This is a genomic window from Bacteroides sp. AM37-9, assembly GCF_003603455.1.
In the GTDB taxonomy this organism is placed as follows: Bacteria; Bacteroidota; Bacteroidia; order Bacteroidales; family Bacteroidaceae; genus Bacteroides; species Bacteroides xylanisolvens.
In genome coordinates, this window is record NZ_QTNF01000030.1 from 1 (window position 1) to 26027 (window position 26027).

Consider the following 26027-nt stretch of genomic DNA (forward strand, 5'->3'; position numbering starts at 1 on the left):
AAGGCTTTCAGCCTAACCGATAAATTCTCATTTAACCGATAAATTCCCATTTACCGGCGTAGCGCCGGAGCAAGGTTTCCATTCGGTATTCCCTGAAAGAGATACAGTTCCACCCTTTAGGGTATGTCTAAAACGATAACATGCCGAATGGAAACCTTGTTGGGGCGCTACGCCCCTAAATTCCCATTTAACGAACAATCATTTACAATGAGTTCAATATTTGATTTGCCCGGTTCACGGTTACTGCAGCCGGGGTTTCCGGCATACTACCCAAGTTGAACGGAGCAAGCATTTTCTCTATTTTCTTTAATCCGGCTTTATTTCCCTTTTTCTCAAATTCCTGACGGAGGATATTTATCTTCTCGTGCGCCTGAATTCCTTCAATCAAGCGTTCGAAACGGATACAGCTACGGGCTCCCGGATATACAAGATACGTATCTCCCCCTGCCCAACTGCGGAAACGGGAATCGAGCAGCGGTTCCAATGGCCAGCTGTTGTATGCCCAACGCAAATAACCGTCCAGGTGTTTCTTAGAAGAATAATAACTTATCCAGACAGCTTCTGCAGGATCGGAGAAAGTAAATGTATTGGGATGGGCTTCCGTACAGCAGGTGTAATAGTTGGTACGCTTGTTTTCTGCCACACGGCGGAGGCGTACTTCTTCGGGGAAGTTCTGTCCGATTACAATGCAGTAATCATACAAATCGGGCTCAATCTCCGCATGGTAATTTCCTGCCAACGAAACTTTGAAATCCGGATCTGCTTTACGAATCACCTTCAAGGTCTTCTGCATCACTTCCATCGGACGTTCATCCATTGCAATAGCACAGATATCGAACCATCCTTTTTCTTTCAGATGCTTGGAGAAAGACGAAAGCATTGCTACCCACATTTCTTCGTAAGCCTCCTCGCCCGGTGCTGTTTTCACAAATTTCAGCGAGTTGGTTGCCTGGTCGTAATACTGGAATGACAACTCCCAGGGAACCATTGAATAACAGTTGATCTGTTTGTCAATGCCCACACTCATCATAAATTCTACCCAACGGTCGAAAATGGTATAGTCAAAAGCCCATGTGCCGTCCGCCCGTTTCATCCAAGTAACCATTGTATCAAAATAATCTTCCGTCTGACCGTTCCAGGGTTTGTGCATCAAAGTAGCCGTGATAATCTTTTGTCCGGCGTCTGCCAGCATTTTCATCAAAGGACGCATCGCGTCTAAATGCTCCTGACTCCACAAAGGAACCTGATAATAACGTGCCACTGCATAGGGACTTTGCCACAAATCCAAGTGGTAAGCCCACTCCGAAGGCGCCGGAAGTTCGCGGGAAGAAACCGTAATTTCCAGATTCAGGCGTTGCAACAGACGAGAGCCGTCGTTGATTAGCAACTCTCCTTTATACGTTCCGGGAACAGCCGATTGAGGAATCCAACATTGCACCCAGACAGGTTGAACTGTGCGGGCAGGCAAAGCCATTGCTTTCAGACTGGTATCAATAGGGTCGGCCACCAATAATGAATCATAATCCACCGCTTTCCGGTGTCCGCAGGCACCTCTGCCGTCTTTGTTCAATTCGTCCGTCATCGCATAACGAACAAAACCGCCGGTGAATGCATCTTGAGGAAGAACGTTTCCTTTCTTGTCTTTGAAATCACCAAAGCTGAAATTCAGGTCTTTCAGTTCTACACCTGTCCATACAACCGCTTGCGCGTTCACACGTTCACCACGCCAGCCTTTCAAAGCAACCGTTTGCTGGTTCTTCAACCGGGGAAGCCCGTGTTTTGCGTACCGGACGTCTGTTGTACCCCAAGACACTTGTGTTGTTGTCACTGCCGCCCATTCTTTATCAGACGGCGCAGCAGGGTCGGGCAATTCCTGATAAGTCAGTAAAGGGAACTTCGGTTGTCCTGTCGGAACACCACATTGAGTGACTCCTTGCTGGGCAAAAACTGCGCCTACGCTAAAGAGACAAGTCAGGGAAAAAATAGTAAGTCGTTTCATGGTTAGTTAATTAAATGATTAAAGTTTTTTATTAGGGGGAAAAATATTCAATCACATAGGGTCTACATCATAGTAGACAATCAAAGATTTATAGCGTTCATCTTCCAACATCTCCCGTTGGATGCGCAACAGCAACTCCCGGGCACGTCCCATCGGAGCGTTCTGCTCAATCTTTACGACAATCTTTTTAATAAACAACGTTTGGATACGGGCAACAGGAGGTTTATCCGGCCCCAACACCCGATTGCCAAATACCGCCCGCAGCTTATCCGCCATCACTGTCGCCATCTGATCCAGCAACGCTTCATTATGATTTTTCAGATAAACATATACCAACCGGTAATAAGGAGGATAATGGAACATCTGCCGTTCCGCCAACTGCCCGCCTACCATGTCTTCATAATCATTGGCAATGACCTGATGAATGATAGGATGCTCGATGCTCTTGGTTTGCAGCACCACCCTACCCCGTTTGTTCTTACGTCCGGCACGTCCCGCTACTTGCGCCATCAACTGGAAAGCCCGTTCATAGGAACGGAAATCCGGATAATTCAGCATCGTATCGGCATTCAGTATACCTACAATACTGACATGATCGAAATCCAATCCTTTTGAAACCATTTGCGTACCGATCAATATATCCGTCTTTCCCTGTTCGAAATCCGCAATAATCTTTTCATAAGCAGAGCGGGTGCGTGTGGTATCCAAGTCCATTCGTGCCACTGCCGCTTCGGGAAAAAGGATTTTAATGTCATCTTCAATCTTTTCCGTACCAAAGCCACGGTTCACCAGTTCCGTACCTTCGCAGGCAGGACAGGATTTCGGCAGTTGGTAGGTATAACCGCAATAATGACAGGTTAGCTGATTGATTCCTTTATGATAGGTAAGGCTTACATCGCAATTCTTACACTTAGGCACCCAACCGCAGGTACGACACTCCACCATCGGAGCAAACCCGCGACGGTTCTGAAAGAGAATCACTTGCTCTTCCTGTTCCAAAGCCTCTTTCATGTATTGTATCAAGAGCGGTGAGAATTGTCCCACCATCCTCTTTTTGCGATGCAATTCCTTTATATCCACCGGAATAATCTCCGGCAATTGAATTTCTTTATATCGTTCTTTTAGTTGTACAAAACCATATTTCCCCTCCCCTGCATTCTGCCACGACTCGATGGAAGGAGTAGCCGTTCCCAACAGGGTTTTAGCTCCGTACATGGCAGCCAGCACAATCGCTGCGCTACGGGCATGATAGCGGGGAGCAGGATCTTGTTGCTTATACGTATTTTCGTGCTCTTCGTCCACAATCACCAGTCCCAGATTCCGGAAAGGAAGAAACACGGAAGAGCGAACACCCAGGATAATATCGTACCCGTTCTCTCCCAGTTGTTTCCGCCATATTTCAACCCGTTCGGCATCGGGGAATTTAGAATGGTAGATCCCCAGGCGAGCACCGAAAACCCGTTGCAGACGCTCTGTAATTTGAGTAGTCAAGGCAATCTCCGGCAACAAATATAAGACTTGCTTTCCCTGACGAATCGTTTCTTCGATCAGATGGATATACACTTCCGTCTTCCCACTGGACGTTACTCCATGAAGCAGACACACGTTTTTCTCCTGGAAAGACTGAACGATTTCATCATGTGCCCGTTGCTGAAACTCGTTCAAAGCGTTCAGCTCGACTACCTCTTTCTCCTGTTTATTCAACCGTCCGATTTCGTGATAGTAGATTTCGAAAATCTTCTTATCCACCAGCCCGTTCAGTACCGAAGGAGCCACATTAGCCCGTTGCAACAATTCTTTCTTGGAGACTTCTTTCGGAGTTCCGGTTCCTAAAATACCTGAATACTCTACATACTTCATGAGCAACGCCAGTTGCTTCGGAGCACGAGACAGAATATCAAACAGAATATGGAGTTGCTTTTCATCTGCCGTACCCGCAAGCCGCACCCGTGCCTCTGTCTTAGGCTTATAAGTGCGTTTCAATTCTTCCTTTACAAAAATGGCTTCTTTATCGAGCAGGGACTTGATGGCGGTAAGAATATTTTTTATGCCGCTGTCTTTCTCCAGTTTAGTGACGGACTGCTGCGCATCTACGGCAAGTAAATCCAAAATGCGTTGTTCCCGTTCCGGCAATGGCGCATCCGCCTCAAAATCGGGATTATATTCAACAATCGTTTCACTCTCCAGCTTCAGGCCGGAAGGAAGTGCCGCTTTATACACATCTCCCTGTGTACAGAGATAGTAATCGGCTATCCATTCCCAAAATTTGAACTGAACGGGTAGTAAAATGGGAGAAGCATCCAGCAATGCAGATATATCTTTCACTTCGTACTCCGTTGGAGCACAATAATGAACGTTAAGGACGATAGCCGTATAAAACTTCTTTCGCCCGAAAGGAACTACCACACGGCAACCTATCTTCACATCTTCCGCACATTCGTCCGGCAAAGAGTAAGTGAAACTCTTCGGAAGCGGAAGCGGTAATATGACATCTACATATTTTTTCATTGCAGGTACAAAAATACAATAAAAAAATGGGGAATGAAAAAGAAGGAAGAGAGAACACTCAAAAGAAAAACGCTTCTTAAGGCAGGATTGGGCAGAAACAGTTTCGAGACTGCAACAGGGCAGCCCCCGAACAAAAAAAGAGTTCCCGTTCACCGGAAACTCTTTTTTATATACGATGTAAAATGACAGACTATTTAAAAAATATAGGCAACAGATACCTGCCAAGTCTTAGTCTTATAAGAAGCGTCTGTTCCTTCAATATCCGCAGTGTCGCCCAATGGGATATTGTAGTTAGCACCTACCTGCAGATGGTTCAGCAACTTCAAACCGGCACCCACATTAATACCTACTTGCGCTTTCTTCTTATCAATTCCCGATTTCTTTTCAAAATCGAAATAAAAATCAGGACCTGCAGCAAGATAAATACCGGCCATACTTCCCAAACCGATTGTATATTTCAGGTTTACAGGAATATCAATACCGTTTTGCTTGATAGTCAAATCCTCGTTTCCTTCAGAAACCTTTATACCTCTTTGAGCAAAAAGCAAGGCAGCATCTACTCCCAACCCTACGATTGGAATATTAAACTCGGCCATCGGACCAATAAAGAAACCGGTAAAATTATCCTTCTTAAAGTTATCGCCTACATTAGAGAAACTCGCCTTCGACAAGTTCAAACCTCCTTTTACACCAAAGTGTATTTGCGCCTGGGCAGGCATCGCCATACCGATACATACGGCAATCATTAAAGCACCAAAAATCTTTTTCATAAATTTACGTGTTTATAATTCGGGACAAAGATATATAATTAGAATAAATAAACACAATTTATCGGTTTTTTGTTCGCTCAAAGTCGCTGTTGTTCACTTAATCCGACGCCCATACCTTTATATTTGCTCTTTTGAAGATTGAACTTACAATAGAGCATCAGTTTCATCTAACACTCACAGACTAATAAGAAGTTCTTATTAGTTCAATTTTCATCCTATTTATCATCTATAAATATTGGAAAAATGATAGTTAATCAAATTTACTTCCTAATTATCATACATAACCTTTTCAGCCAACACGTACGGCAAGTGGTCTGCTCCAATGCAAGTTCTTTTTCTAAATGCCGCACCCGGTCACATTGCTTCAACCATTTGCTCTGCAGTGCATCATACAAAAATTTAGCTCCTTTATATATGGTGATTTCCTTATCTTGTTTGCCTAAAAGTGATGCGTATATTGAACAAACTTGAGATTTATCCATGCAATATCGTTCCAACTTTTCGATATACATCAATGTAATCCCCTTTTTATTCCGGTTGATAAAATCCTGAATACTTTCATCGTCGATGATGTCGATGTCGGCTCTTTGGTAGTCCACGATGATTTCTCTTATCTCTATCAAGACCCAGATATATTCTGTCTCGAATCCGTACTTTGCAGCCGCTTCTTCTATACTAATCCATTGTGCCATAGCGTTTGTTCTTTTATGTGTGATACAATAAGGGATGAATAATGTTTTATTCATGTATATTAGCACAACGAGCATCCACTCTTTTTGCAGTCCGCCGGATGGAGATTGGCTAGGTTAAATTGTGGGGTAATTGATAACCGGCCGAATACAAGAAAGACGCAGATGCTGCTGTACCATTATCCACTTTCAAGGCTAGCTAAACCGACCAGAGAACAATGATAACAGCAGACACCCACGTCAATCGTTTATATATAACACATCTTTTACGAATATGTTGATATACATCCGTTCACGTGGAGTATCTACCGTATCATCTCCCTCTGTTTGAATTAGCTATTTCTGAAAGTGAGAGATAATACGCTTTTACTCCATATAGGAAATAAAAACCGCTTCCTGCCTGTTTCATCACGCTGATGGGCTGAAAGCGTATGACAAAGATATATGTTTTTTTTGAAAGGTAGCAGAAATATGGAAATAAATATAGGAAGTTCTGTATTAAAATGAATTTGATAAAATATAATCCTGTTTCTTATTTCTGATTACTGAAATCCGTCACCAATAAAAATAAATAAGCAATTTTACTCTCATACTCTCATCAATCGTTTGAAAAAGCCTTTATTCATCGGAGTTACAGGTATGAGAGTAAGTATGATAGTAAGATGAGAGTAACTTTTACTCTCACCATGCCTCACACCAAGACAGGACCATTATCTTCTGACATACAGTACATTATCTACTATTACCAAAAGTATTAACAGCTATAGCATCAAGTATTAACTCCCTAAAAATCATATATTAATAGTTCGAAAATCAGGTATTAATGCATGGGAAACAGTATAATAACACCTATATTAGTAGTGACAATAAAAGCATTATAGATAAACTTATAACCAAGCTACCATCATCTTTCTACCATTTAAGCAGTGAATGTTCGTTAAAACACGAATATAGGATTTGCTTTTTATAGCATTGTTCGTATATTTGCGAACATTAAATAAAAGAGAAACTAATGTATGGAACAGCAGGAACAGATTGCTCGTTTTGCTAAAGCGTTGGGGCATCCCACCAGAATAGCAATACTTAATTTTCTTGCAAGGCAAGAAAGCTGTTATTTTGGGGACATCCACGATGAGTTGCCAATCGCTAAAGCAACCGTTTCCCAGCATCTAAAAGAATTAAAAGACGCTGGACTGATACAGGGTGAAATAGAAACGCCCAAAGTGAAATATTGCATAAACCGTGAAAACTGGGAAATAGCCAGACAGTTGTTCGCCCAATTCTTTTGCGATTGCGCTTCTAAAAAAGGTGCTTGCTGTGAATAGCAGCCCCTTTTTTAGACTTATTGTTCGTTGTTTTGCGAATTACGTTTAATATATAAAATAGAAAATATGGAAATTAAAGTTTTGGGTACAGGCTGCGCAAATTGTAAAGCTCTGTACGTAACAGTAGAACAGGCTGTAAGAGATCTAAATTTAGATGCTACGTTAGTTAAAGAGGAAGATATTTTAAAGATTATGGAGTATAATATCCTTAGTTTGCCGGCATTAGTGATTGACGAAAAGATCGTTTCCGCCGGAAGAAAATTATCCTTAGCCGAAGTAAAAGAACTATTGAAACAATAACTTAGAAACACTGTACCTATGAAACATTTATTTTTGATTGCTATCAGCTTACTCCTGTTTTCTTGTAGCGGGAAGCCAAAAACAGAAAATAAACAAGAGGTTTCCGCACAAGGAGATCGTGTAGAAGTAATCTACTTTCATGGAAAACAACGGTGTGTTACCTGCCGTGCGATTGAGCAACTGACGAATGAAGTGTTGGAAGCCACTTTCAGAAATCAAATCGATAAAGGGGCAGTTGTGTATAAGGTTATAGATATTTCAGATCCGCAAAATGAAGCGATTACGGATAAATATGAGGTGACATGGTCGTCTTTGTATATAAACGGCTGGAAGGGAGGAAAAGAAACTGTTAATAACATGACTGAATTTTCTTTTGCCAACGCAAAGGGGGCACCGGATATATTCAAAGAAGGTATAAAGAACAAAATAAATGAACTGCTAAAATAACTATTATATGGATTTTCTTCAAAATCTTCTGGATAATAGCAATATCCCGGTAATAACCGCTTTCCTGCTCGGTTTGCTTACAGCCATAAGTCCTTGCCCTTTAGCTACCAATATAACTGCGATAGGCTTTATCAGTAAGGATATAGGCAACCGGAACAAGATTTTTTTAGGAGGATTGCTTTATACCTTGGGGCGTGTTGTGGCTTATACGGTTTTAGGGATCATCCTGATTTCTATATTGAAAGAGGGATCAAGCATGTTTTCCTTGCAAAAAGGTATAAGTAAATATGGTGAGATACTAATCGCTCCGGTCTTGATATTTGTAGGGGTATTCATGCTTTTCGGAGATCATTTGAATTTACCTAAGTTCGGATTTTCGGGAACAGGAAAGGCGGAAAAACTGAAAGGCAATTTAGGCAGCCTTTTGCTTGGAGTGCTTTTCGCTCTGGCATTTTGCCCTACCAGCGGACTGTTTTACTTCGGGATGCTTATACCGATGTCGGCAGCAGAACCGGGAGGCTACCTTTTGCCTATTGTCTATGCGGTAGCCACCGGCCTGCCCGTTATTCTGGTAGCTTGGATTTTGGCGTATAGCGTTGCCGGGATAGGCAAATTCTACAACCGCATACAGGTATTTCAGAAATGGTTTAACAGAGTGGTCGCTGTTTTGTTTATCGCAGTCGGCATTTATTACGCATATATCAATTACTTATAAATTAAATAAAAACAGAATATGAAAAGAATCGAGATTTTTGATCCGGCAATGTGTTGTCCTACCGGATTGTGTGGCCCGAATATCAATCCTGACCTTATGAGGATTGCAGCCGTACTGGAAACCCTCAAAAGACAGGGGATCGTTGTCGAGCGTCATAATTTACGGGACGAGCCGCAGCTTTATGTCAGCAATAAAACGGTTAATGATTATTTGATGAAAGAGGGTGCGGAAGGCTTGCCAATCACCATAGTAGAGGGGGAAATCGTGGTAACAAAAGGTTATCCGACCAATAAGCAGTTGAGCGAGTGGACAGGCATTCAGTTAGACATTATTCCAATTATCAACCAATGAGATTATGAAGAATTTCAATTTATCAGACATACAGTTAACAAAGTATTTGTTTTTTACAGGTAAAGGCGGTGTAGGAAAAACTTCTATCGCTTGCGCTACGGCCGTAGGTCTTGCGGATCTTAGCAAAAAGATATTATTGATAAGTACAGATCCAGCCTCTAATTTGCAAGATGTATTTGGGCAGGAACTGAACGGGCATGGTACGAATATCTCCGAAGTGCCCGGCCTGACGGTCGTAAATCTTGATCCGGAAAAAGCAGCCGCAGAATACCGGGAAAGCGTAATCTCTCCTTATCGTGGGAAATTGCCGGAAAGTGTGATCCGGAATATGGAAGAACAACTATCCGGATCTTGCACGGTGGAGATTGCAGCGTTCAATGAGTTTTCGGATTTTATCACCGATAAAACCAAAGAAAAAGAATACGATTATATCATTTTTGATACAGCGCCAACAGGACACACCCTAAGAATGTTACAATTACCGTCCGCTTGGAGTACGTTTATCAGTGAAAGTACACATGGTGCATCCTGTTTAGGCCAGCTGTCGGGACTGGAAGAAAAAAAAGGTATTTATAAACAGGCTGTAAATACCTTGTCCGATGAAAAAGCAACCAGCCTGATACTAGTTGCCCGGCCGGATCTTGCTCCATTAAAGGAGGCTGCACGCTCTTCTCACGAGTTGAATTTGCTTGGCATAAAAAACCAGGTACTTGTCATAAACGGGGTGTTACAACAAGCCGATGATAATGACAAGGTTTCCAAGTTATTAAGCGAAAAACAAACTTCGGCTTTACAGAACATTCCGGAGGAGTTGAAAGATTATCCGGCATATAGCGTTCCATTACGTTCCTACAATTTATCAACTATAGAAAATATCCGGAAAATGTTATCGAGCGATAACCTTATTTCGGGAGGTGATTACAAGCCTTTGCAGGGTGAAAAGAATCTGGATGATTTGGTAAATGACCTTTTTTCTTCCGGCAAACGGGTTATTTTTACAATGGGAAAAGGGGGCGTAGGAAAAACGACTGTTGCAACCAATATCGCCCTAAAGCTAAAAGCACTTGGCGCAAAAGTGCATTTGACAACAACAGACCCGGCCAATCACTTGAATTATGAACTTGTAATAAAAGCAGGGATCGACGTTAGTAAAATTGACGAAGCGGAGGTTCTGGAGGCTTATAAAAACGAGGTAAGGGCAAAAGCCAGGGAAAACCAAATGACGGCCGAAGATATGGAATATATTGAGGAAGACCTGCGTTCCCCTTGCACACAGGAAATAGCTGTATTCAAGGCATTTGCCGATATAGTGGAAAAGGCTGATACGGAAATTGTAGTAATAGACACAGCACCAACCGGACATACTTTGTTATTGTTGGATGCAACGCAAAGTTATCACAAGGAGGTAGAACGGACGCAGGGAGAAATCAAGGGAGCAGTGGCAAACCTGTTGCCACGTTTGCGCAATCCCAAAGAAACGGAGGTTGTCATCGTAACACTTCCGGAAACAACCCCTGTTTTTGAGGCGGAACGTTTATTGCAAGATTTACAACGGGCAGGCATCAAGAACAAATGGTGGGTGATAAACTCCTGTTTATCTCTGGTTGATACCCAAAACCCATTTTTAAAGGCCAAAGCACAAAGTGAGTTGCCATGGATCGACAGAGTAAAGAAATTATCAGACAGTAATACCGCGTTAATCGCATGGAGAGCAAAATAAAAAGAGAGTGATTATGAAACAACTTGCTTTTTTAGACCGTTATTTGACGGTATGGATTTTCTTAGCAATGTTTATCGGTGTAGGATTGGGTTACCTATATCCCGGCATCGTAGATTTTTGGAGTCATTTTGAAGTCGGAACGACGAATATACCCTTGGCAATAGGGCTTATCCTGATGATGTATCCACCTTTGGCAAAGGTGAAATATGAAGAATTAGGCAACGTATTCAAAGATAAAAAAATCCTGACCGTATCACTTCTGTTGAATTGGTTGGTAGGGCCGATACTGATGTTCGTTCTCTCAATCATCTTCCTGCATAATTACCCCGAATATATGTACGGATTGATTATGATAGGTCTTGCACGATGTATCGCCATGGTACTGGTTTGGAGCGAACTTGCAGGAGGAAGCAACGAATATACGGCCGGACTGGTCGCTTTTAACAGCATCTTTCAGGTCCTTTTCTTTTCTGTATATGCTTATTTCTTCTTATCTGTGTTCCCTGAATGGGTGGGAATGGAAACAACCGACGCCGTTCAACAAATCACGATGTCCGAGATTGCGAAAAGTGTAGGCATTTATTTAGGAATACCGTTTGTTCTTGGATTTCTGACACGTTTAGTCTTGGTTAAGAATAAAGGCATGGATTGGTATTACCAGAAATTTATCCCTAAAATCAGCCCGGTTACATTGTTGGCCTTGCTGTTTACAATCGTGATAATGTTCTCTTACAAGGGAGAATATATCATAAAATTGCCGTATGATGTGATGATAATAGCAGTACCGTTGGTGTTGTACTTTGGAATCATGTTTTTTGTTTCCTTTTTTATTACCCGAAAAATGGGAACGGATTACCCAAAAGCCGCATCCGTATCATTTACGGCTACCGGAAATAATTTTGAATTGGCTATTGCTGTGGCTATTGCCGTTTTCGGTATCAGTTCGGGAGAGGCTTTCGCCGCGGTAATCGGGCCACTGGTAGAAGTACCCGTATTGATACTATTAGTAAGATATGCGTTAAAGATGCGCCGCAAATTTAAAGCAAAGAACTAGAAACTACAGTTCCGAGGCGGGAAACTACAGTTTCCAAGGCAAGAAACGCCAGTTCCCAAGGCGGGAAACGACAGTATCTAAGGCAGGAAACGAGAGTACCTAAGGCAGGAAACTGAAGTTTCCATATAGAGTTATTATAACTCTCCCGTAAGGATAACTAGAACTTCCCATAGCTTTGCATAAAGAAATCAAGGACTTTTCTTTAGTTATATTATACGTTGCAGATACTTTATCTGCAACGTATCTGCAACAGGTATCTGCAACGCTCCAACTGCCTATTTACTAATACATTACAAGCGTTTTGTTGCAGGTGGCAGATACTTTGATGTTTTTTAAACTTTATAGGAGAAGATATTTCATTCCTTTTCCACTCGTTCCCAATCTACCAAATGATATAATTACATTTATACTCATTTTCTACTCGCCACCATTTGAATGGCACAATAATCTATATCAGCATAAAAGTACAGCTTTTCTTTTACAGCCCGCTATACACTAACTCTTTTTTATGACACAAGAGAAGAAAACCGCTGTATGTCCCGTTCATATTTAATCAAAATCGCCGGAACAGATCAATGATCTGCCCGGCGATTTCCCTATTGAATCGATTCCCACTTACTATCTATCAACGGTTGGGATGAATATCCAGTTTGACTGGTTTTATCATATTTTCAGGTTCCAGAATGGTATCCAAATCTTTCTTGGAAAGGATATTATGTTCCAAAACAAGTTCATACACTCCCTTTCCTGTTTCCAATGCTTCTTTAGCTATCTTGGTAGAATTTTTATAACCAATCACCGGATTCAGGGCTGTCACTACGCCAATGCTGTTGTGCACATCTCTCCGGCATTTTTCTTCATTGGCTGTTATGCCGTCGATACATAACGTACGCAAGGTATCGAAGCCATTCATCAACAAGTCGGCAGACTCGAAACAACATTGCGCCATCACCGGCTCCATCGCATTCAGCTCCATTTGAGCGGCTTCGCCACTCATGGCCACACAAAGATCATTTCCTATCACCTTATAAGCCACCTGGTTCATCACTTCAGGAATCACCGGGTTCACTTTTCCCGGCATGATGGATGAACCCGGTTGCATAGCCGGCAGATTGATTTCGCCCAATCCGCAACGCGGACCGGAAGCCAGCAATCGCAAGTCATTGCATATCTTATTCATTTTGACAGCTATACGCCTCATCGCTCCCGAATAACCTACCATGCAGGAAGTATCCGAAGTGGCTCCTACCAAATCATCGGCAAGCTTTATATCCAGTCCCGTAATCTTGCGCAAAGCGGCAATACACTTTTCCGCATATTCCGGTTCGGCGGTGATTCCGGTTCCGATGGCCGTGGCTCCCATGTTGACTGTCAGAAAGTCTTGCGCGGCAAAATCAAGATTCTTCACTTCATGTTCAAGAATACTCGCAAACCCGTTGAAGGTCTGTCCGAGAGTCATCGGTACGGCATCTTCCAGTTGGGTACGTCCCATTTTGATGACATGCGCAAACTCACTTCCTTTCTTCCGGAAAGCCTCTATCAACACTTCGAAATGCTTAACCAATTTCAGATGAGTGTAATAGAGTCCAATGTGGATAGCGGTGGGATAAGCATCGTTGGTAGATTGCGAGCGGTTGACATGATCGTTAGGCGAACAGTATTGATACTCTCCGCGCTGATGCCCCATCAATTCCAATGCCCGGTTGGCAATCACTTCATTGATATTCATGTTCGTGGTAGTACCCGCTCCTCCCTGAATCATATCTACGGGGAACTGTTCGTGATGCTTTCCTTCAAGTATTTCTTTACAAGCTCTCAAGATAGCATCCGTTTGTTCTTCGGTTAATAAGTCCAGTTCGCGGTTGGCAACGGCGGCTCCCATCTTTGTGATAGCCAATGCCTGGATAAACAAAGGGTACTCATTTAAATGAAACTTACTGATGCGAAAGTTTTCGATACCGCGGAGCGTCTGTACTCCGTACAGTGCACTTTCCGGCACTTCACGACTACCTATCAGGTCACTCTCCGTACGAGTTTTTTTTGATAAATTTTGTTCCATATCGGTTGTTTTATAATAATAACAGTTTCGTTAGTTCTTATAATAACCAATGAGTTTAGTTATTGTTTTAATAAATATGCAAAAACTATTCAAAGACTTTTTTGTTGTTAATACAAGAAAAAGAAAATACAAAGAGAGAAATCACTTATCTTTGTTGGGAACTTAAAACAGCATCTTATGATATTACAATTAGCATTTGTTCTGACAGCTATTATTATTGGCGCACGCCTGGGAGGTATCGGCCTCGGCGTGATGGGAGGAGTTGGATTGGCTATACTTACGTTCGTTTTTGGTTTACAACCCACCGCGCCTCCTATCGACGTAATGTTAATGATTGCCGCAGTGATTTCGGCTGCTTCCTGTATGCAAGCGGCCGGCGGACTGGACTATATGGTGAAACTGGCAGAACATTTGCTTCGTAAGAATCCTTCACACGTCACCTTGCTTAGTCCGCTGGTGACTTACCTGTTTACTTTTGTAGCCGGAACGGGACACGTCGCCTATTCTGTGTTGCCGGTCATCGCGGAGGTTGCCACCGAAACAAAAATCCGTCCGGAACGTCCGCTAGGTATTGCTGTCATTGCTTCCCAACAGGCCATTACAGCCAGTCCGATTTCCGCGGCTACCGTAGCACTTCTCGGACTCTTAGCCGGATTCGATATTACCCTGTTCGACATTCTCAAAATTACGATTCCCGCTACCATTGTCGGCGTGTTGGTCGGTGCTTTATTCTCTATGAAAGTCGGTAAAGAGCTGGTGGAAGACCCCGAATATCAGAAACGTCTGAAAGAAGGACTGTTCAACAATAAAAAGATAGAGATTAAAGATGTGAAGAACAAACGTTCCGCTATGATTTCCGTCCTTATCTTTATATTGGCAACTGCGTTTATCGTACTCTTCGGTTCTTTTGAAGGAATGCGCCCCAGTTTCCTGATCGACGGGGAAATAGTTACATTAGGAATGTCTTCCATCATCGAAATCGTGATGTTATCGGCTGCTGCCATCATCCTGTTAGTAACCAAGACTGACGGAATCAAAGCAACGCAAGGTTCCGTATTTCCGGCAGGCATGCAGGCGGTGATTGCCATCTTCGGTATTGCCTGGATGGGAGATACCTTCCTTCAGGGAAATATGGGACAGCTGACTCTTTCTATTGAAGGGATCGTGCAACAAATGCCGTGGCTGTTTGGTGTCGCGCTGTTTGTGATGTCTATTCTACTATACAGCCAGGCTGCCACAGTTCGGGCACTTGTGCCTCTGGGCATTGCGTTGGGGATTTCGCCTTATATGCTGATCGCCTTGTTTCCGGCAGTGAACGGATATTTCTTTATTCCGAATTACCCTACCGTAGTGGCTGCCATTAATTTCGACCGTACCGGGACAACGAAAATCGGCAAGTATGTGTTGAATCATTCGTTCATGATGCCCGGCTTGGTATCGACGATTGTTGCCATTGCCCTGGGACTGCTCTTTATACAAATATTTTAATATACATATATTATTAACCTAAACATCATTCAGTTATGAAACAATTCAAAAGCTTTGGACTGGTAGTAGTCACACTACTATTTTCTGTAACAATGGCATTTGCCGCAAAACCGAACATTCATATCCTTGCCACCGGAGGAACGATTGCAGGCACAGGAAGTTCAGCTACCGGAACCAGCTACACAGCAGGACAAGTTGCCATCGGTGCACTGCTCGACGCTGTGCCCGAAATTAAGGACATCGCCAACGTGACCGGAGAACAGATTGTCAAAATCGGTTCGCAGGACATGAACGACCAGGTTTGGCTGACGCTTGCCAAGAAAATAAACGAACTATTGAAACGCCCGGACATCGACGGCATCGTGATTACTCACGGAACCGATACAATGGAAGAAACGGCCTATTTCCTGAACCTGACCGTTAAAAGTGACAAACCGGTGGTACTGGTAGGTGCCATGCGTCCGTCTACGGCTCTAAGTGCCGACGGCCCGTTGAATCTTTATAACGCCGTAGTTACCGCCGCCGCAAAGGAATCCAAAGACAAAGGAGTACTGGTTGCCATGAACGGACTGATCCTTGGAGCACAGAGTACGGTTAAAATGAACACGGTCGACGTGCAAACTTTCCAAGCTCCCAACTCCGGCGCGCTGGGGTATGTGTTAAACGGAAAAGTATTCTATAATCAGGTGACGCTAAAAAAACATACCACCCAATCCGTTTTCGATGTTACTCATCTGAACGCACTGCCTAAAGTAGGTATCGTATACAGCTATTCGAACATTGAAGCAGATATGGTAACTCCGATGCTCAACAACGGCTACAAAGGCATTATCCATGCAGGAGTAGGAAATGGAAATATCCATCAGAATATCTTCCCGGTACTGACAGACGCCCGCCAAAAAGGAATCCTTGTGGTTCGTTCTTCCCGTGTCCCGACAGGTCCTACCACACTGGATGCAGAGGTAGACGACGCCAAATATCAGTTTGTGGCTTCACAGGAACTGAATCCGCAGAAATCACGCGTTTTGTTAATGCTTGCACTAACCAAAACAACTGACTGGAAACAAATTCAGCAATATTTTAACGAATACTAAAAGCCTGACCTACTTATGAAAAAATGGATATTTATGTTGCTCCTCGCGGGCAGCATACAGGGAGTATATGCTCAAAAAACGGAGAAGAAGGATAAATTCAACCCGAACACTCCCCTGTTTGAAGAACTGACAGACGTGAAAAAGAAGACAGATAAGTTCAATCTTTATCTGAATATGCAAGGAAGCTTTGACGCTCATTTCCAAAATGGTTTTCAGGAAGGTGACTTCAACATGCACCAGCTCCGTATCGAAGCCAAAGGAAATATCAACAACTGGCTTTCTTACCGCTATCGCCAGCGCCTCAACCGCTCGAACGATGCAAACGGCATGATTGACAATCTGCCTACTTCCATCGACTATGCCGGAATCGGTATCAAACTGAATGACCAGTTCAGCCTCTTCGCAGGAAAGCAATGTGCCGCATACGGTGGTATCGAGTTCGACCTCAACCCAATCGACATCTATCAGTACAGCGATATGATCGACTATATGAGTAACTTTATGACCGGACTGAATGTAGGCTATAACATTACTCCCGAACAGCAACTTAACCTGCAAATACTGAACAGCCGCAACAGTTCGTTCGACAGCACTTACGGAATCACGGAAGATGCCGAAGGAAATCTTCCCGATCTGAAATCCGGCAAAATGCCGCTGGTTTACACCTTGAACTGGAACGGTAATTTCAACAATGTCTTCAAGACCCGTTGGTCGGCTTCTGTCATGAACGAGGCCAAAAGTCACAATATGTATTATTATGCTTTAGGTAACGAATTGAATCTCGGCAAATGGAATGCTTTTGTCGATTTCATGTATTCAAAAGAGGACATTGACCGCAAAGGTATTATTACCAGTATCGTAGGCCGTCCGGGCGGGCATAACGCTTTTGATGCTAACTATCTTTCGGTTGTTGCCAAATGTAATTACCGCTTTCTTCCGAAATGGAATGTTTTTGTGAAGGGTATGTACGAGACGGCTTCCGTAGGCAAGGCGTCCGAGGGAATAGAGAAGGGAAATTATCGTACTTCCTGGGGATATCTGGGCGGTATCGAATATTACCCGATGGAAACCAATCTGCACTTCTTTGTTACCTACGTGGGACGTTCGTATGATTTCACTTCCCGCGCCAAGGTGCTGGGACAGGAGAATTATAGTACTAACCGTATTTCTGTAGGATTTATCTGGCAGATGCCTGTATTCTAATTCTAAAGCAAGAAACCGGGCTGACAATAAAAAAATACCCGATAGCTTCTTACAACAGTTATCGGGTATTCTTATATGTTCGGTCTTTTTAAATCAGAACCCAGGTATCTGCTCCGGCCCATTCAGACATATGCACAGCATCCCCACTGGGGAAAGACAGTCTATTCAACTGCTTCACGGAAGCACAGATAAGCCGTCTCATCAATTCTGGCAAGAGAGACTGACATTCTTTTGTGTCAGCCCATTGCTTCAAATGTGTTGATGTGATGAATTCCATAGATTACCTATATTGAGACTAGATATTGATGAACAAATATACAACTTCTTTTTGACCCAATACACAAAACATTGAAAAGATGTCGCAAATTTTTCTCAACATACTCGACAAAAGAGATTGGAACAACAGCGTTGACCAAATTCAAAAACTCACCGAAAGCCCCATAAAATCAACTAGGGAATATCCGTTTACGCTTTCATGGTCTCACTATTTGATATTAATGCACATTGAATCTGATGAAGAACGCAGATTTTACGAAATTGAGTCTCAGAAACAAAATTGGAGTGTACGTCAATTGCAGCGGCAATATAATTCAAGCCTGTATGAGCGTTTGGCTCTCAGCAAAGACAAAGATTCAGTCTTGCGTTTAGCACAAGAGGGGCAAACGAACAATAAACCAGATGACATCATAAAGAATCCTTTAACGCTTTTTAGTAATCATTGTTCTATAATATATACAAAGAACTATGGACAATTTGTAATGTTCTAAATTATATCGAACTCACGTTAGTTTAGATGCGGGAGATTCAAAAACGCTGCAAATTCGAGGGGCAAAAGTGACTGGTTTATGTGCAATTACGATTTTCCCGGAGTCAAGAATATAAAACGAATGGATAAAAAATATTACTACGGTATACTTCTTGCATTTTTAAACTTCATCTACCCTCCCATCATTTTTCCCATCATGAAAAGACTTGTTATTTATAATCTTTTGGCAACATTCCGAACTTCTCTTTAAAACATTTTGCAAAATGGGAAGAAGAAGCAAAGCCTAACCGTTCTGCTGCCTCAGCTATGCGAACACCATTTGCAATTAATTCAGCTGCTTTGTTTAAGCGGAAGTTCTTCACATAGTTATTAGGAGGCATACCAAACAAACCTTTCATCTTCCGGTAAAGATTAGAATGACTCATATTCATTTGATCTGCCAATATATCAATTGAATAATTTTCATTAATAACCTGCTCCGATAAAATTGCATTGATCTTGTCTATAAATTCTACATCTTTTTGAGAAATAGCAAAATCCGAAAGTGAAGAAGATGAACCAATTGTGATGTCCGTCATCTGTTTATGAAACGCCAATCGCAGTTTTAATAAATTCTCGATCTGTTTATAGAGCTGCTTAACAGAAAACGGTTTCTCAAGATATACATCAGCACCACTTTCAAGTCCTTCCACTTTAGATTCCAATGTCGTTTTTGCAGTCAGCAAAATAACAGGAATATGAGAATAAGCCATATCGGATTTTACATGATTACAAAGTTCAAGTCCATCCATTTCAGGCATCATAACATCACTGACAATAACATCCACACTCTGGCGTGTGAGTATTTCCAATGCTTCTTTTCCATTACCGGCACGTATCACCCTAAACCAAGTACTTAAAGCTTCCCGAGTTAGATTTAACAATTCAAGATTATCCTCCACCAATAAAACAGTGAATCTCCTATTAGCAAATTCAGAAACAGAAGTCACCTCTTCTCCAACATCTACAGCATCCGTTTCAGTCAATTCATCAGATACATCTTCTGTTTCTACAGTTCCCAATGGTAAAGATAATACAAATGAAGCACCGCCCTCGGAACTATTTTCCAGAAACAAACTTCCATGATGGGCTTCTGCCAAAGACCTTGCAAATGCCAAACCAATCCCAGTACCCTTAGATGATGCCACAGGATCATCAGGCAATTGATAAAAAGCTTGAAATATTTTATCGCGTTGGTCCTCCGGAATACCGGGACCATCATCAGTGACCTCTATCCTCACCTCGTCATCTACTGATAATACCTTCAATTCAATTCTGGATTTCGCATATTTCATCGCATTCCCTATCAAATTTACCAGAATCTTACTCATCTTTTCCGAATCAATCATCATGTTAATCTCTTCATGAGGCAAACAAAGATGTAATGTCAGTCCTCTCAACTCCGCAGAACCGCAGAATTGATTAAAAATATCACTGACCAATGCATTAACATTGCATTTCTTCAAATTCAACTGCAAAGCACTACTTTCCAACTTCTGAAAATCAAGTAACTGATTGATGATTCCCAATAGATAATCTACATTCTTTTCTATTACAGAAATATACTTATTCTCTTTCCCTTTGATTTCCTCTTCTCTCAATTTCTCCAACGGCAAACGAATCAAACTTAGCGGAGTTCGTATTTCATGTACCCAATTAATAAAGAAATTGATTTTCGATTTATACATTTCTTTTTCTTTGGTAGTCTGATACTCCTCCATCCGACGTTTATACTTACGCCTGACATACAAATTCCAACGCCAACCAAGAAATACGATAGCAGCAAGTAACAACAATGCATATACCACATAAGCAATAGTAGTCCGCCACCAGGGAGGAGTAACCACAATCCATAAAGAAATTGCCTTTTCAGTCCAATAATGGTCATTATTTGAACCACGAACCAAAAACTCATATTCTCCCGGAGGAAGGTTGGTATAGGAAGCTGTATTATTAGAAGAGTTGTTAATCCATTCCTTATCTACTCCGTTCAAGATATACGCATAACGATTTCTAAGAGGATCTTCATAGCTAAGTATCGCAAAACGAATTGTAAAACTGTTATTCTCATAAGGTAATTTTATTTTATCAACAGTATAAAAAGGCTTATCCAACCGGAGCAACCGCCTCACTTCCCGCTCATTATTCAAATTAGGGAAACTGATATTTATAACATAAACAGGAGGAAGATAGGTGTTATCTGTAAATTCTTTCGGTTCAAAAACATTAAATCCGTTCACTCCTCCAAAATACATCTTTCCAGTCGATGAAGCTAATGAAGATTGCGCTGTGAACTGATTCCCCTGCAAACCGTCATTTATAGTAAAAAGACAGTTCTTATTCTTATCTGCAGGATTAAACTGATATAACCCGGAATTACAGGAAATCCAAAAGTTGCCGGCCAGATCCTGCTCTATCGAATAAATAACCTTATCCGGTAACCATATATTTTCCGGATCAAAATCAACAAAAGTTTCTGTTTCTTTGGAAAAAGAGCATAATCCTCCACCATTGGTCCCAAACCACATCGTACCTTTCCTATCTTCAAATAATGTTATCACGGAGTTACTCGTAATAGTAGTCAGGTCCTCCCGGATATGTTCAAAATGTTTCCACTCTTCACCAACTGTATTATAACAGAAAACGCCGCGATTTGAAGTCGCAATCCAAAGATTATTGTACATATCCTCATAGATGTCAGTTACAGAAGCCATAGCACCGACATTTATCACAGTTATAAAATTATCCGATTGTGGATTATAACGACATAATCCCCAGCTTGTTCCGACAAAGATTTCTCCTTTACGATCTTTAAAAAGGCTTAATACATCATTACTGCAAAGTGTATTCGGAATATCACGGGAATAAGTATAACTTTTAATATTCCCTGTCTTCAGATTTAACACATGCAATCCTTCAGCATAAGTTCCTACCCAAAGATTATCGCCCTCCAACAACAAACTACGTATATCGTATTTTATATTTGATTTCTTCAAAAAATACTCATGAAAAGAATGAGTTTGTGAATTGAAAAACCACAATCCATTCCGGGTTCCCACCCAAACATTCTTCTCCCGATCTTCACAGAAAGGTCCTATCTCCTTATCTGCTTTTTCCATCCCCGTCAAAGACAGAGAATAAGTAGAAAAACGCTTCGACTGTTTAGACATGTAATTTATTCCACCGGAATTAGTCATTACCCAAAGTGTACCTTCATTATCCCGCATCATCGCGTGTACAGTCGGATCGCTCAAAGCCCATAAACCAAACGGAGAGTCTCCCCTACGAAATGTCTTACGCTCACGGTCAAATAAATAAATGCCATTGTCTGTACCAACCAGCATTTCTTTCCCGTTATAGTCCATCAGACAAAGAATAGAACTGAAACTCTCTGCAGACGTATTATATATTTTTAATTCCTGACTTCCTTCCTGATAGCACCCTAACGAATTCGTCCCCACACCGCACCAAATTTCATGATCAATACTATGGAGACAGTTAATCCTCTGATTGCCAATATTCAATTCGAATGAAACCGGATAACTTTGCAGAAAAGTTCCTTGTTCATCAAAGCACAATAATCCCTCCTGCATAGAAGAGACATAGACAAGAGAATCCGTACCTTGGCAAATATCCCAGGCAAAAAAAGTCCGGATACTATTTTGAGTCAGAACGTCTTTTACCGGATCATAAATAAAGATGCCTTGTCCCAAAGTAGCTATCCAAATCAAACCATTTTTAGTTTTTACGATTTTCTTGACTTCGCAACTAATGAATACTCCATATTTAGTTGTCTTATCAAAATACAAGAAATGATCGTCAGAGCGATCATAAATGTATAGCCCGGAACTTGTTCCTATCCAAAGGTCTTCACCCTCTTCCATCAAAGAACCGACAAAGTTGTTCCCTAAAGAATATTTGTCATTTAGAACATTCCGATAAATTTTATTTCCGCTACCATAATAGCAGTTCAACCCATTACTCGTACCTATCCATAAAAAGCCATAACTATCTTGAATTGCACACCAAGTTGTGTTATGAGACAATCCGTTTTCTACTTGATATTTCTTAAAAGAAAACTCTGCAGATGCCATTAATGGCTCAATACAAAAAATAATAAGACTGATAAATGCTATTATTGCTTTTTTCATATTATATACCCATGTCGATTCAGCGAGTCAAATATAGCTATTTTAGTAACCCAAGCCAAATCTCAAAATTATTTTCACTTGGAGAATAGATAAAAACAACACAGATAACGTCTATTGATCTCATCGACGTTATCTGTGTGCCAAACAATACATTTACCTCATTGTCTTCAGACGATTAATCATGCAATCCCTTTTTTCTCAAATAATCCAGCATGAATCCCGGACGATCAGTCTGGAGAATCCGTGCCCCTAGCTCTTCAATCAGATATCCATAGTTTCCATCCGGATCTTTTAAAGCCTGATCGTCTTCATGTCCTCCCGCAAGAGAAGCCCACAACGTATTGTACCAAATCCGACTCTTTCCCAGAATAATCGATTTCACTTTTCGAGGCAAAGGACTGGAAGAATCCGAATAAACCAATTCGAAGGCAGCAGGATGCAGCTGTGTCATATAGTCCCTGACCTTCTTTTCGCCATCCTTTCCGTCAAGTCCTATCACCGGTATGTAAATCACTTTATCCAGATAATCTCCAAACTCACTTTTGACAGTTTCCACCGGCTGGCCTCCTTTCATTATCACCAAACTGGCAGTTCCGGTTTTCTCGAGCACAGCGTATACCTCGTCAAACACAGAATACGCCTTATCCAAGTTAAACATAATCTGACCTTTGCCTGCCAACAATGCCTCTTCCAATGTTGGAACAATATGTTCTGTCAGATTTCCATCCTTATCTTTCAGTTTCAACTTCTTGATTTCTGCCAATGTATAATCCTTAATCAATCCTTTACCATTGGTTGTCCGGTCTACACGGTCATCGTGCATCAATATTAATTGTCCGTCTTTAGTCTTGTGAATATCAATCTCCACAATATCCACTCCCATTTGTATGGCACTATCAATTGCCGCTACGGAATTTTCCGGTGCACTCCGCCAGTTCCCCCGGTGTGCCACGACTAACACCTGATCGGACTTCGGATCTAAAAATGCCTTACGGATCATTTCTCCCCGTTGCGCAAACAATATAAGAGGTTGCAAACAACAGAATATCCCTAACCATATCAGTTTGTAGTTTTTCATTGTCATTCGTTTAAATAAATTGTATCATTATTCTTGATAAGCTCCCGGCCACATCGCATTTTTATCACGCGGATTCCCCAACTGGTCAGTGGAAAAAGCATCCATCTCATCCAACCATTTTCCAAACTCCTCACCTAAATTCTGGAAAGGACAACTATCCGGTTTAAAGCCGGTTGTGATCGCATTCTTAACAGCGTCGGCAGCAGTCCGGGTAAACTCATTCACATTCCCGTCCCAAGTATAGACAGAACGATTGGCATCCCATACGACATTTAAAGAGCTAATCGTACTGTTATACTTATCAAACTCTGATGTTGTAAACTTGTTGGTTGATGCAGGCATGATCGTACCGCCCATCAGATTATACCCTTTGGATGTCAAATGGCGAGTATCATCACCGGACATTTCAACAACCGGATTAGCTGCATTTTTATTCAGGATGATATTATTCATCAAGAATGATTGCCGGGCCGGCCAGGATTCACAACGAATAACAGCCCCGCTATTTTGAGCACCATCCTCGATAATGGTAGAGTTTACAATCAACATACTCCCCGCGCCGTTAATGGTTCCATCTCTACCACTATTATTGGTAACAGTTGTATTATTCATACATAAATGACCGTTTGACATTTGAATAGCATAACCGAACTGTCCGCCTTCATTGCCTGTAATGGAGCAATTATTCATAAAAAGAATACTCCCACTGTCATTGACACGAATTGCGCCTCCACGCGAAGATGCCTTGTTGTTTCTCAACTGCACATGATTTAGTTTGGCTGTCCCCTTATACATGAATATACCGGAACCACCAGCCTCACCTGAACCATTTACTCCCGCATTATAGCACTTTTCAATGATACAATGATTCAACTGTAATGTTGCATTGCCACTGCTACCATTCGCAATCAGGAATCCACCACTATAGCCATTTATTTTCTCATTGGGATGATAACCGCAAGAGAACGTACAACCTTCAAATGTAATATCTATCTGGTTTCCTAATGTAAACAAGGAATAATCACCCGCATCCGCAATGCCGTTATTATTTGCATCTCCTGTGAAAGTAGTCAGATACCGGACAGGATCACGCTTGCTTAAATCCTTCCGGGTACTTTGAGGATCATATCCACACACAACCTTTATTTCGACTTGTTTACTATATCCGCTATACTCTATTTTCAGACCGGCTTCCTGATCTGCTATCAAATAGGTACCGCCTGCCACATAGATATTCTTACCATCCAATTTCTTAGCATTCGCAGTCGTGATCGCACTGTTAGTGTTAGTTCTCAATAGATTGCGTAACCCGTCTACTCCCATTGCATTATCCCAATCCATACCGGTAGCATTCCCTGTAGCATGCTCTTTCACATAATAAGCGTCCAATTGCAATTCCGTTGCATCTCCCCCATTGATTGTACCAGTCTCCCATGGAGTGACAATCGGTTCACTCAATCTAATGACCGAACCTTCTACTTTCAAAGTAAATTCATAACAAAATCCGGCCTTTATTGCAGGAATGCCCGGCAATACCAGATCTTCCCCCTTGTAATTTAAAGAAACGAAAGTACTATTAGGATTTGCAGTTCCCGGAGCTACGATCGCCGTATATTTACATCCGCTTTGTCCGGCTTTCCCTCCTTCAGGAATGGTGACATACGGTGAAACAAGTGCAGTTCCCGATGAAACATTTCCGTCCGTATATCCCTGATAGGAACCGATTTTAACTCCTAGAGCTTTACTTTGTGAGTCTATATCGTCCAATGTCATGATAACTTTCGCCATTCTCCGGTTCATATTCAGATGAAGGACACCTGATCCCTCATTTATAGCATCTTCTACTGTGCAAGTCATGTAGTCTGCGCTCGCCAGATTTTCCAAACTCTGCTGATTAATAGGAAGAGAGAAGTTGGCTACGCTTGTTCCTTCAGTCACCGGATAAAAGGCAGAATAAGTAACAGGTTCATTTCCCCACCTAAGATAATAGTTATCCGTAGGAGCCCATTGCCCTCCAGACAACATATAAGTCACACTACCATCTTCGCAACTCAACAGAATCTGGTCTCCATTATTAAATTGCATTTGCTGTTCATTTGTTCCTGTAGGATTACTACGGGTATATGCAGCATCAATAACAGCATTGATCTTGATTGCACCGGAGTCTTCATTGAACACGGCTATCTCTTTATCCGTATCACAAGCTGCCATACCCGTTAATATACATGCAGCCAATATATGTTTAGTAATTTTCATAACTCATCTCCTCCT

Annotated in this window: 21 protein-coding genes; 12 read left to right on the top strand and 9 right to left on the bottom strand. The window is 41.8% G+C overall.

Annotation, left to right across the window (positions count from 1 at the left end; translation table 11 throughout):
• Positions 1–202: 202 nt before the first annotated feature.
• The gene (locus DW862_RS18455; protein WP_120069825.1) at positions 203–1999 is read right to left on the bottom strand and encodes a DUF4091 domain-containing protein; all 1797 of its coding nucleotides are present in this window, start codon (positions 1997–1999) and stop codon (positions 203–205) included.
• Between the two features lie 51 nt (positions 2000–2050).
• The gene (gene priA, locus DW862_RS18460) at positions 2051–4507 is read right to left on the bottom strand and encodes a primosomal protein N' (protein ID WP_087318395.1); all 2457 of its coding nucleotides are present in this window, start codon (positions 4505–4507) and stop codon (positions 2051–2053) included.
• A 33-nt stretch (positions 4508–4540) separates the two neighbouring features.
• On the opposite strand from priA, the gene DW862_RS26000 reads away from it, so the two are divergent.
• Positions 4541–4693, top strand: coding sequence for a hypothetical protein (locus tag DW862_RS26000; RefSeq protein WP_153882643.1), 153 nt, complete (start codon positions 4541–4543; stop codon positions 4691–4693).
• An 8-nt stretch (positions 4694–4701) separates the two neighbouring features.
• Here the strand turns inward: DW862_RS26000 and DW862_RS18465 are convergent, their stop codons facing one another.
• Both DW862_RS18465 and DW862_RS18470 read right to left on the bottom strand, forming a co-directional pair.
• The gene (locus DW862_RS18465; RefSeq protein WP_004313444.1) at positions 4702–5277 is read right to left on the bottom strand and encodes a porin family protein; all 576 of its coding nucleotides are present in this window, start codon (positions 5275–5277) and stop codon (positions 4702–4704) included.
• 260 nt (positions 5278–5537) lie between these two features.
• Positions 5538–5969 carry a hypothetical protein gene (locus DW862_RS18470; RefSeq protein ID WP_074707624.1) on the bottom strand — a complete coding sequence of 144 codons (432 nt, stop codon included), beginning with the start codon at positions 5967–5969 and terminating at the stop codon, positions 5538–5540.
• A 1013-nt stretch (positions 5970–6982) separates the two neighbouring features.
• Here DW862_RS18470 and DW862_RS18475 point away from each other — a divergent pair.
• The 7 genes from DW862_RS18475 (at position 6983) to arsB (ending at position 11878) form a co-directional block, all read left to right on the top strand.
• Positions 6983–7291, top strand: a complete 309-nt coding sequence (locus tag DW862_RS18475; RefSeq protein WP_008023058.1) for a helix-turn-helix transcriptional regulator — start codon at positions 6983–6985, stop codon at positions 7289–7291.
• 66 nt (positions 7292–7357) lie between these two features.
• Positions 7358–7591, top strand: a complete 234-nt coding sequence (locus DW862_RS18480) for a thioredoxin family protein (protein WP_008023059.1) — start codon at positions 7358–7360, stop codon at positions 7589–7591.
• An 18-nt stretch (positions 7592–7609) separates the two neighbouring features.
• Positions 7610–8038: a nitrophenyl compound nitroreductase subunit ArsF family protein gene (locus DW862_RS18485; protein ID WP_117809661.1), complete on the top strand. Its 429-nt coding sequence runs from the start codon at positions 7610–7612 to the stop codon at positions 8036–8038.
• 7 nt (positions 8039–8045) lie between these two features.
• Complete coding sequence (locus tag DW862_RS18490; RefSeq protein WP_118407970.1) at positions 8046–8753, top strand: aromatic aminobenezylarsenical efflux permease ArsG family transporter; 708 nt, start codon at positions 8046–8048, stop codon at positions 8751–8753.
• An 18-nt stretch (positions 8754–8771) separates the two neighbouring features.
• Entirely contained in the window at positions 8772–9104 is a 333-nt protein-coding gene (gene arsD / locus DW862_RS18495) for an arsenite efflux transporter metallochaperone ArsD (RefSeq protein WP_008023063.1), read from the top strand.
• A gap of 4 nt (positions 9105–9108) precedes the next feature.
• The gene (arsA, locus tag DW862_RS18500) at positions 9109–10824 is read left to right on the top strand and encodes an arsenical pump-driving ATPase (protein WP_120069828.1); all 1716 of its coding nucleotides are present in this window, start codon (positions 9109–9111) and stop codon (positions 10822–10824) included.
• A gap of 13 nt (positions 10825–10837) precedes the next feature.
• Entirely contained in the window at positions 10838–11878 is a 1041-nt protein-coding gene (gene arsB / locus DW862_RS18505) for an ACR3 family arsenite efflux transporter (protein ID WP_117809659.1), read from the top strand.
• 625 nt (positions 11879–12503) lie between these two features.
• Here arsB and DW862_RS18510 read toward each other — a convergent pair.
• Positions 12504–13937 carry an aspartate ammonia-lyase gene (locus tag DW862_RS18510; RefSeq protein ID WP_120069832.1) on the bottom strand — a complete coding sequence of 478 codons (1434 nt, stop codon included), beginning with the start codon at positions 13935–13937 and terminating at the stop codon, positions 12504–12506.
• A 177-nt stretch (positions 13938–14114) separates the two neighbouring features.
• On the opposite strand from DW862_RS18510, the gene DW862_RS18515 reads away from it, so the two are divergent.
• Genes DW862_RS18515 through DW862_RS18525 form a run of 3 tightly spaced genes read left to right on the top strand, consistent with a single transcriptional unit; the run spans position 14115 to position 17722 of the window.
• Positions 14115–15425, top strand: coding sequence for an anaerobic C4-dicarboxylate transporter family protein (locus DW862_RS18515; RefSeq protein ID WP_004313440.1), 1311 nt, complete (start codon positions 14115–14117; stop codon positions 15423–15425).
• A 35-nt stretch (positions 15426–15460) separates the two neighbouring features.
• Entirely contained in the window at positions 15461–16519 is a 1059-nt protein-coding gene (gene ansB / locus DW862_RS18520) for an L-asparaginase 2 (RefSeq protein ID WP_008023076.1), read from the top strand.
• A 15-nt stretch (positions 16520–16534) separates the two neighbouring features.
• The gene (locus tag DW862_RS18525; protein WP_008645721.1) at positions 16535–17722 is read left to right on the top strand and encodes a porin; all 1188 of its coding nucleotides are present in this window, start codon (positions 16535–16537) and stop codon (positions 17720–17722) included.
• A gap of 88 nt (positions 17723–17810) precedes the next feature.
• On the opposite strand, the gene DW862_RS18530 is transcribed toward DW862_RS18525, so the two are convergent.
• Positions 17811–17999 (bottom strand): hypothetical protein, encoded by a 189-nt coding sequence (locus DW862_RS18530; protein WP_008019711.1) that lies wholly within the window; start codon positions 17997–17999, stop codon positions 17811–17813.
• A gap of 79 nt (positions 18000–18078) precedes the next feature.
• Between DW862_RS18530 and DW862_RS18535 the strand changes: the two genes are divergently transcribed.
• Entirely contained in the window at positions 18079–18489 is a 411-nt protein-coding gene (locus DW862_RS18535) for a DUF1016 N-terminal domain-containing protein (protein WP_120069836.1), read from the top strand.
• Positions 18490–18697: 208 nt separating this feature from the next.
• Here the strand turns inward: DW862_RS18535 and DW862_RS18540 are convergent, their stop codons facing one another.
• From DW862_RS18540 to DW862_RS18550, 3 genes are all read right to left on the bottom strand, one after another.
• Positions 18698–22678 carry a two-component regulator propeller domain-containing protein gene (locus tag DW862_RS18540; RefSeq protein ID WP_165861947.1) on the bottom strand — a complete coding sequence of 1327 codons (3981 nt, stop codon included), beginning with the start codon at positions 22676–22678 and terminating at the stop codon, positions 18698–18700.
• 175 nt (positions 22679–22853) lie between these two features.
• Positions 22854–23756, bottom strand: coding sequence for a glycerophosphodiester phosphodiesterase family protein (locus tag DW862_RS18545; protein WP_008019709.1), 903 nt, complete (start codon positions 23754–23756; stop codon positions 22854–22856).
• Between the two features lie 27 nt (positions 23757–23783).
• A complete protein-coding gene (locus tag DW862_RS18550; protein WP_015531731.1) occupies positions 23784–26012 on the bottom strand; it encodes a fimbrillin family protein in 2229 nt (742 codons plus the stop codon).
• Between the last annotated feature and the right edge of the window lie 15 nt (positions 26013–26027).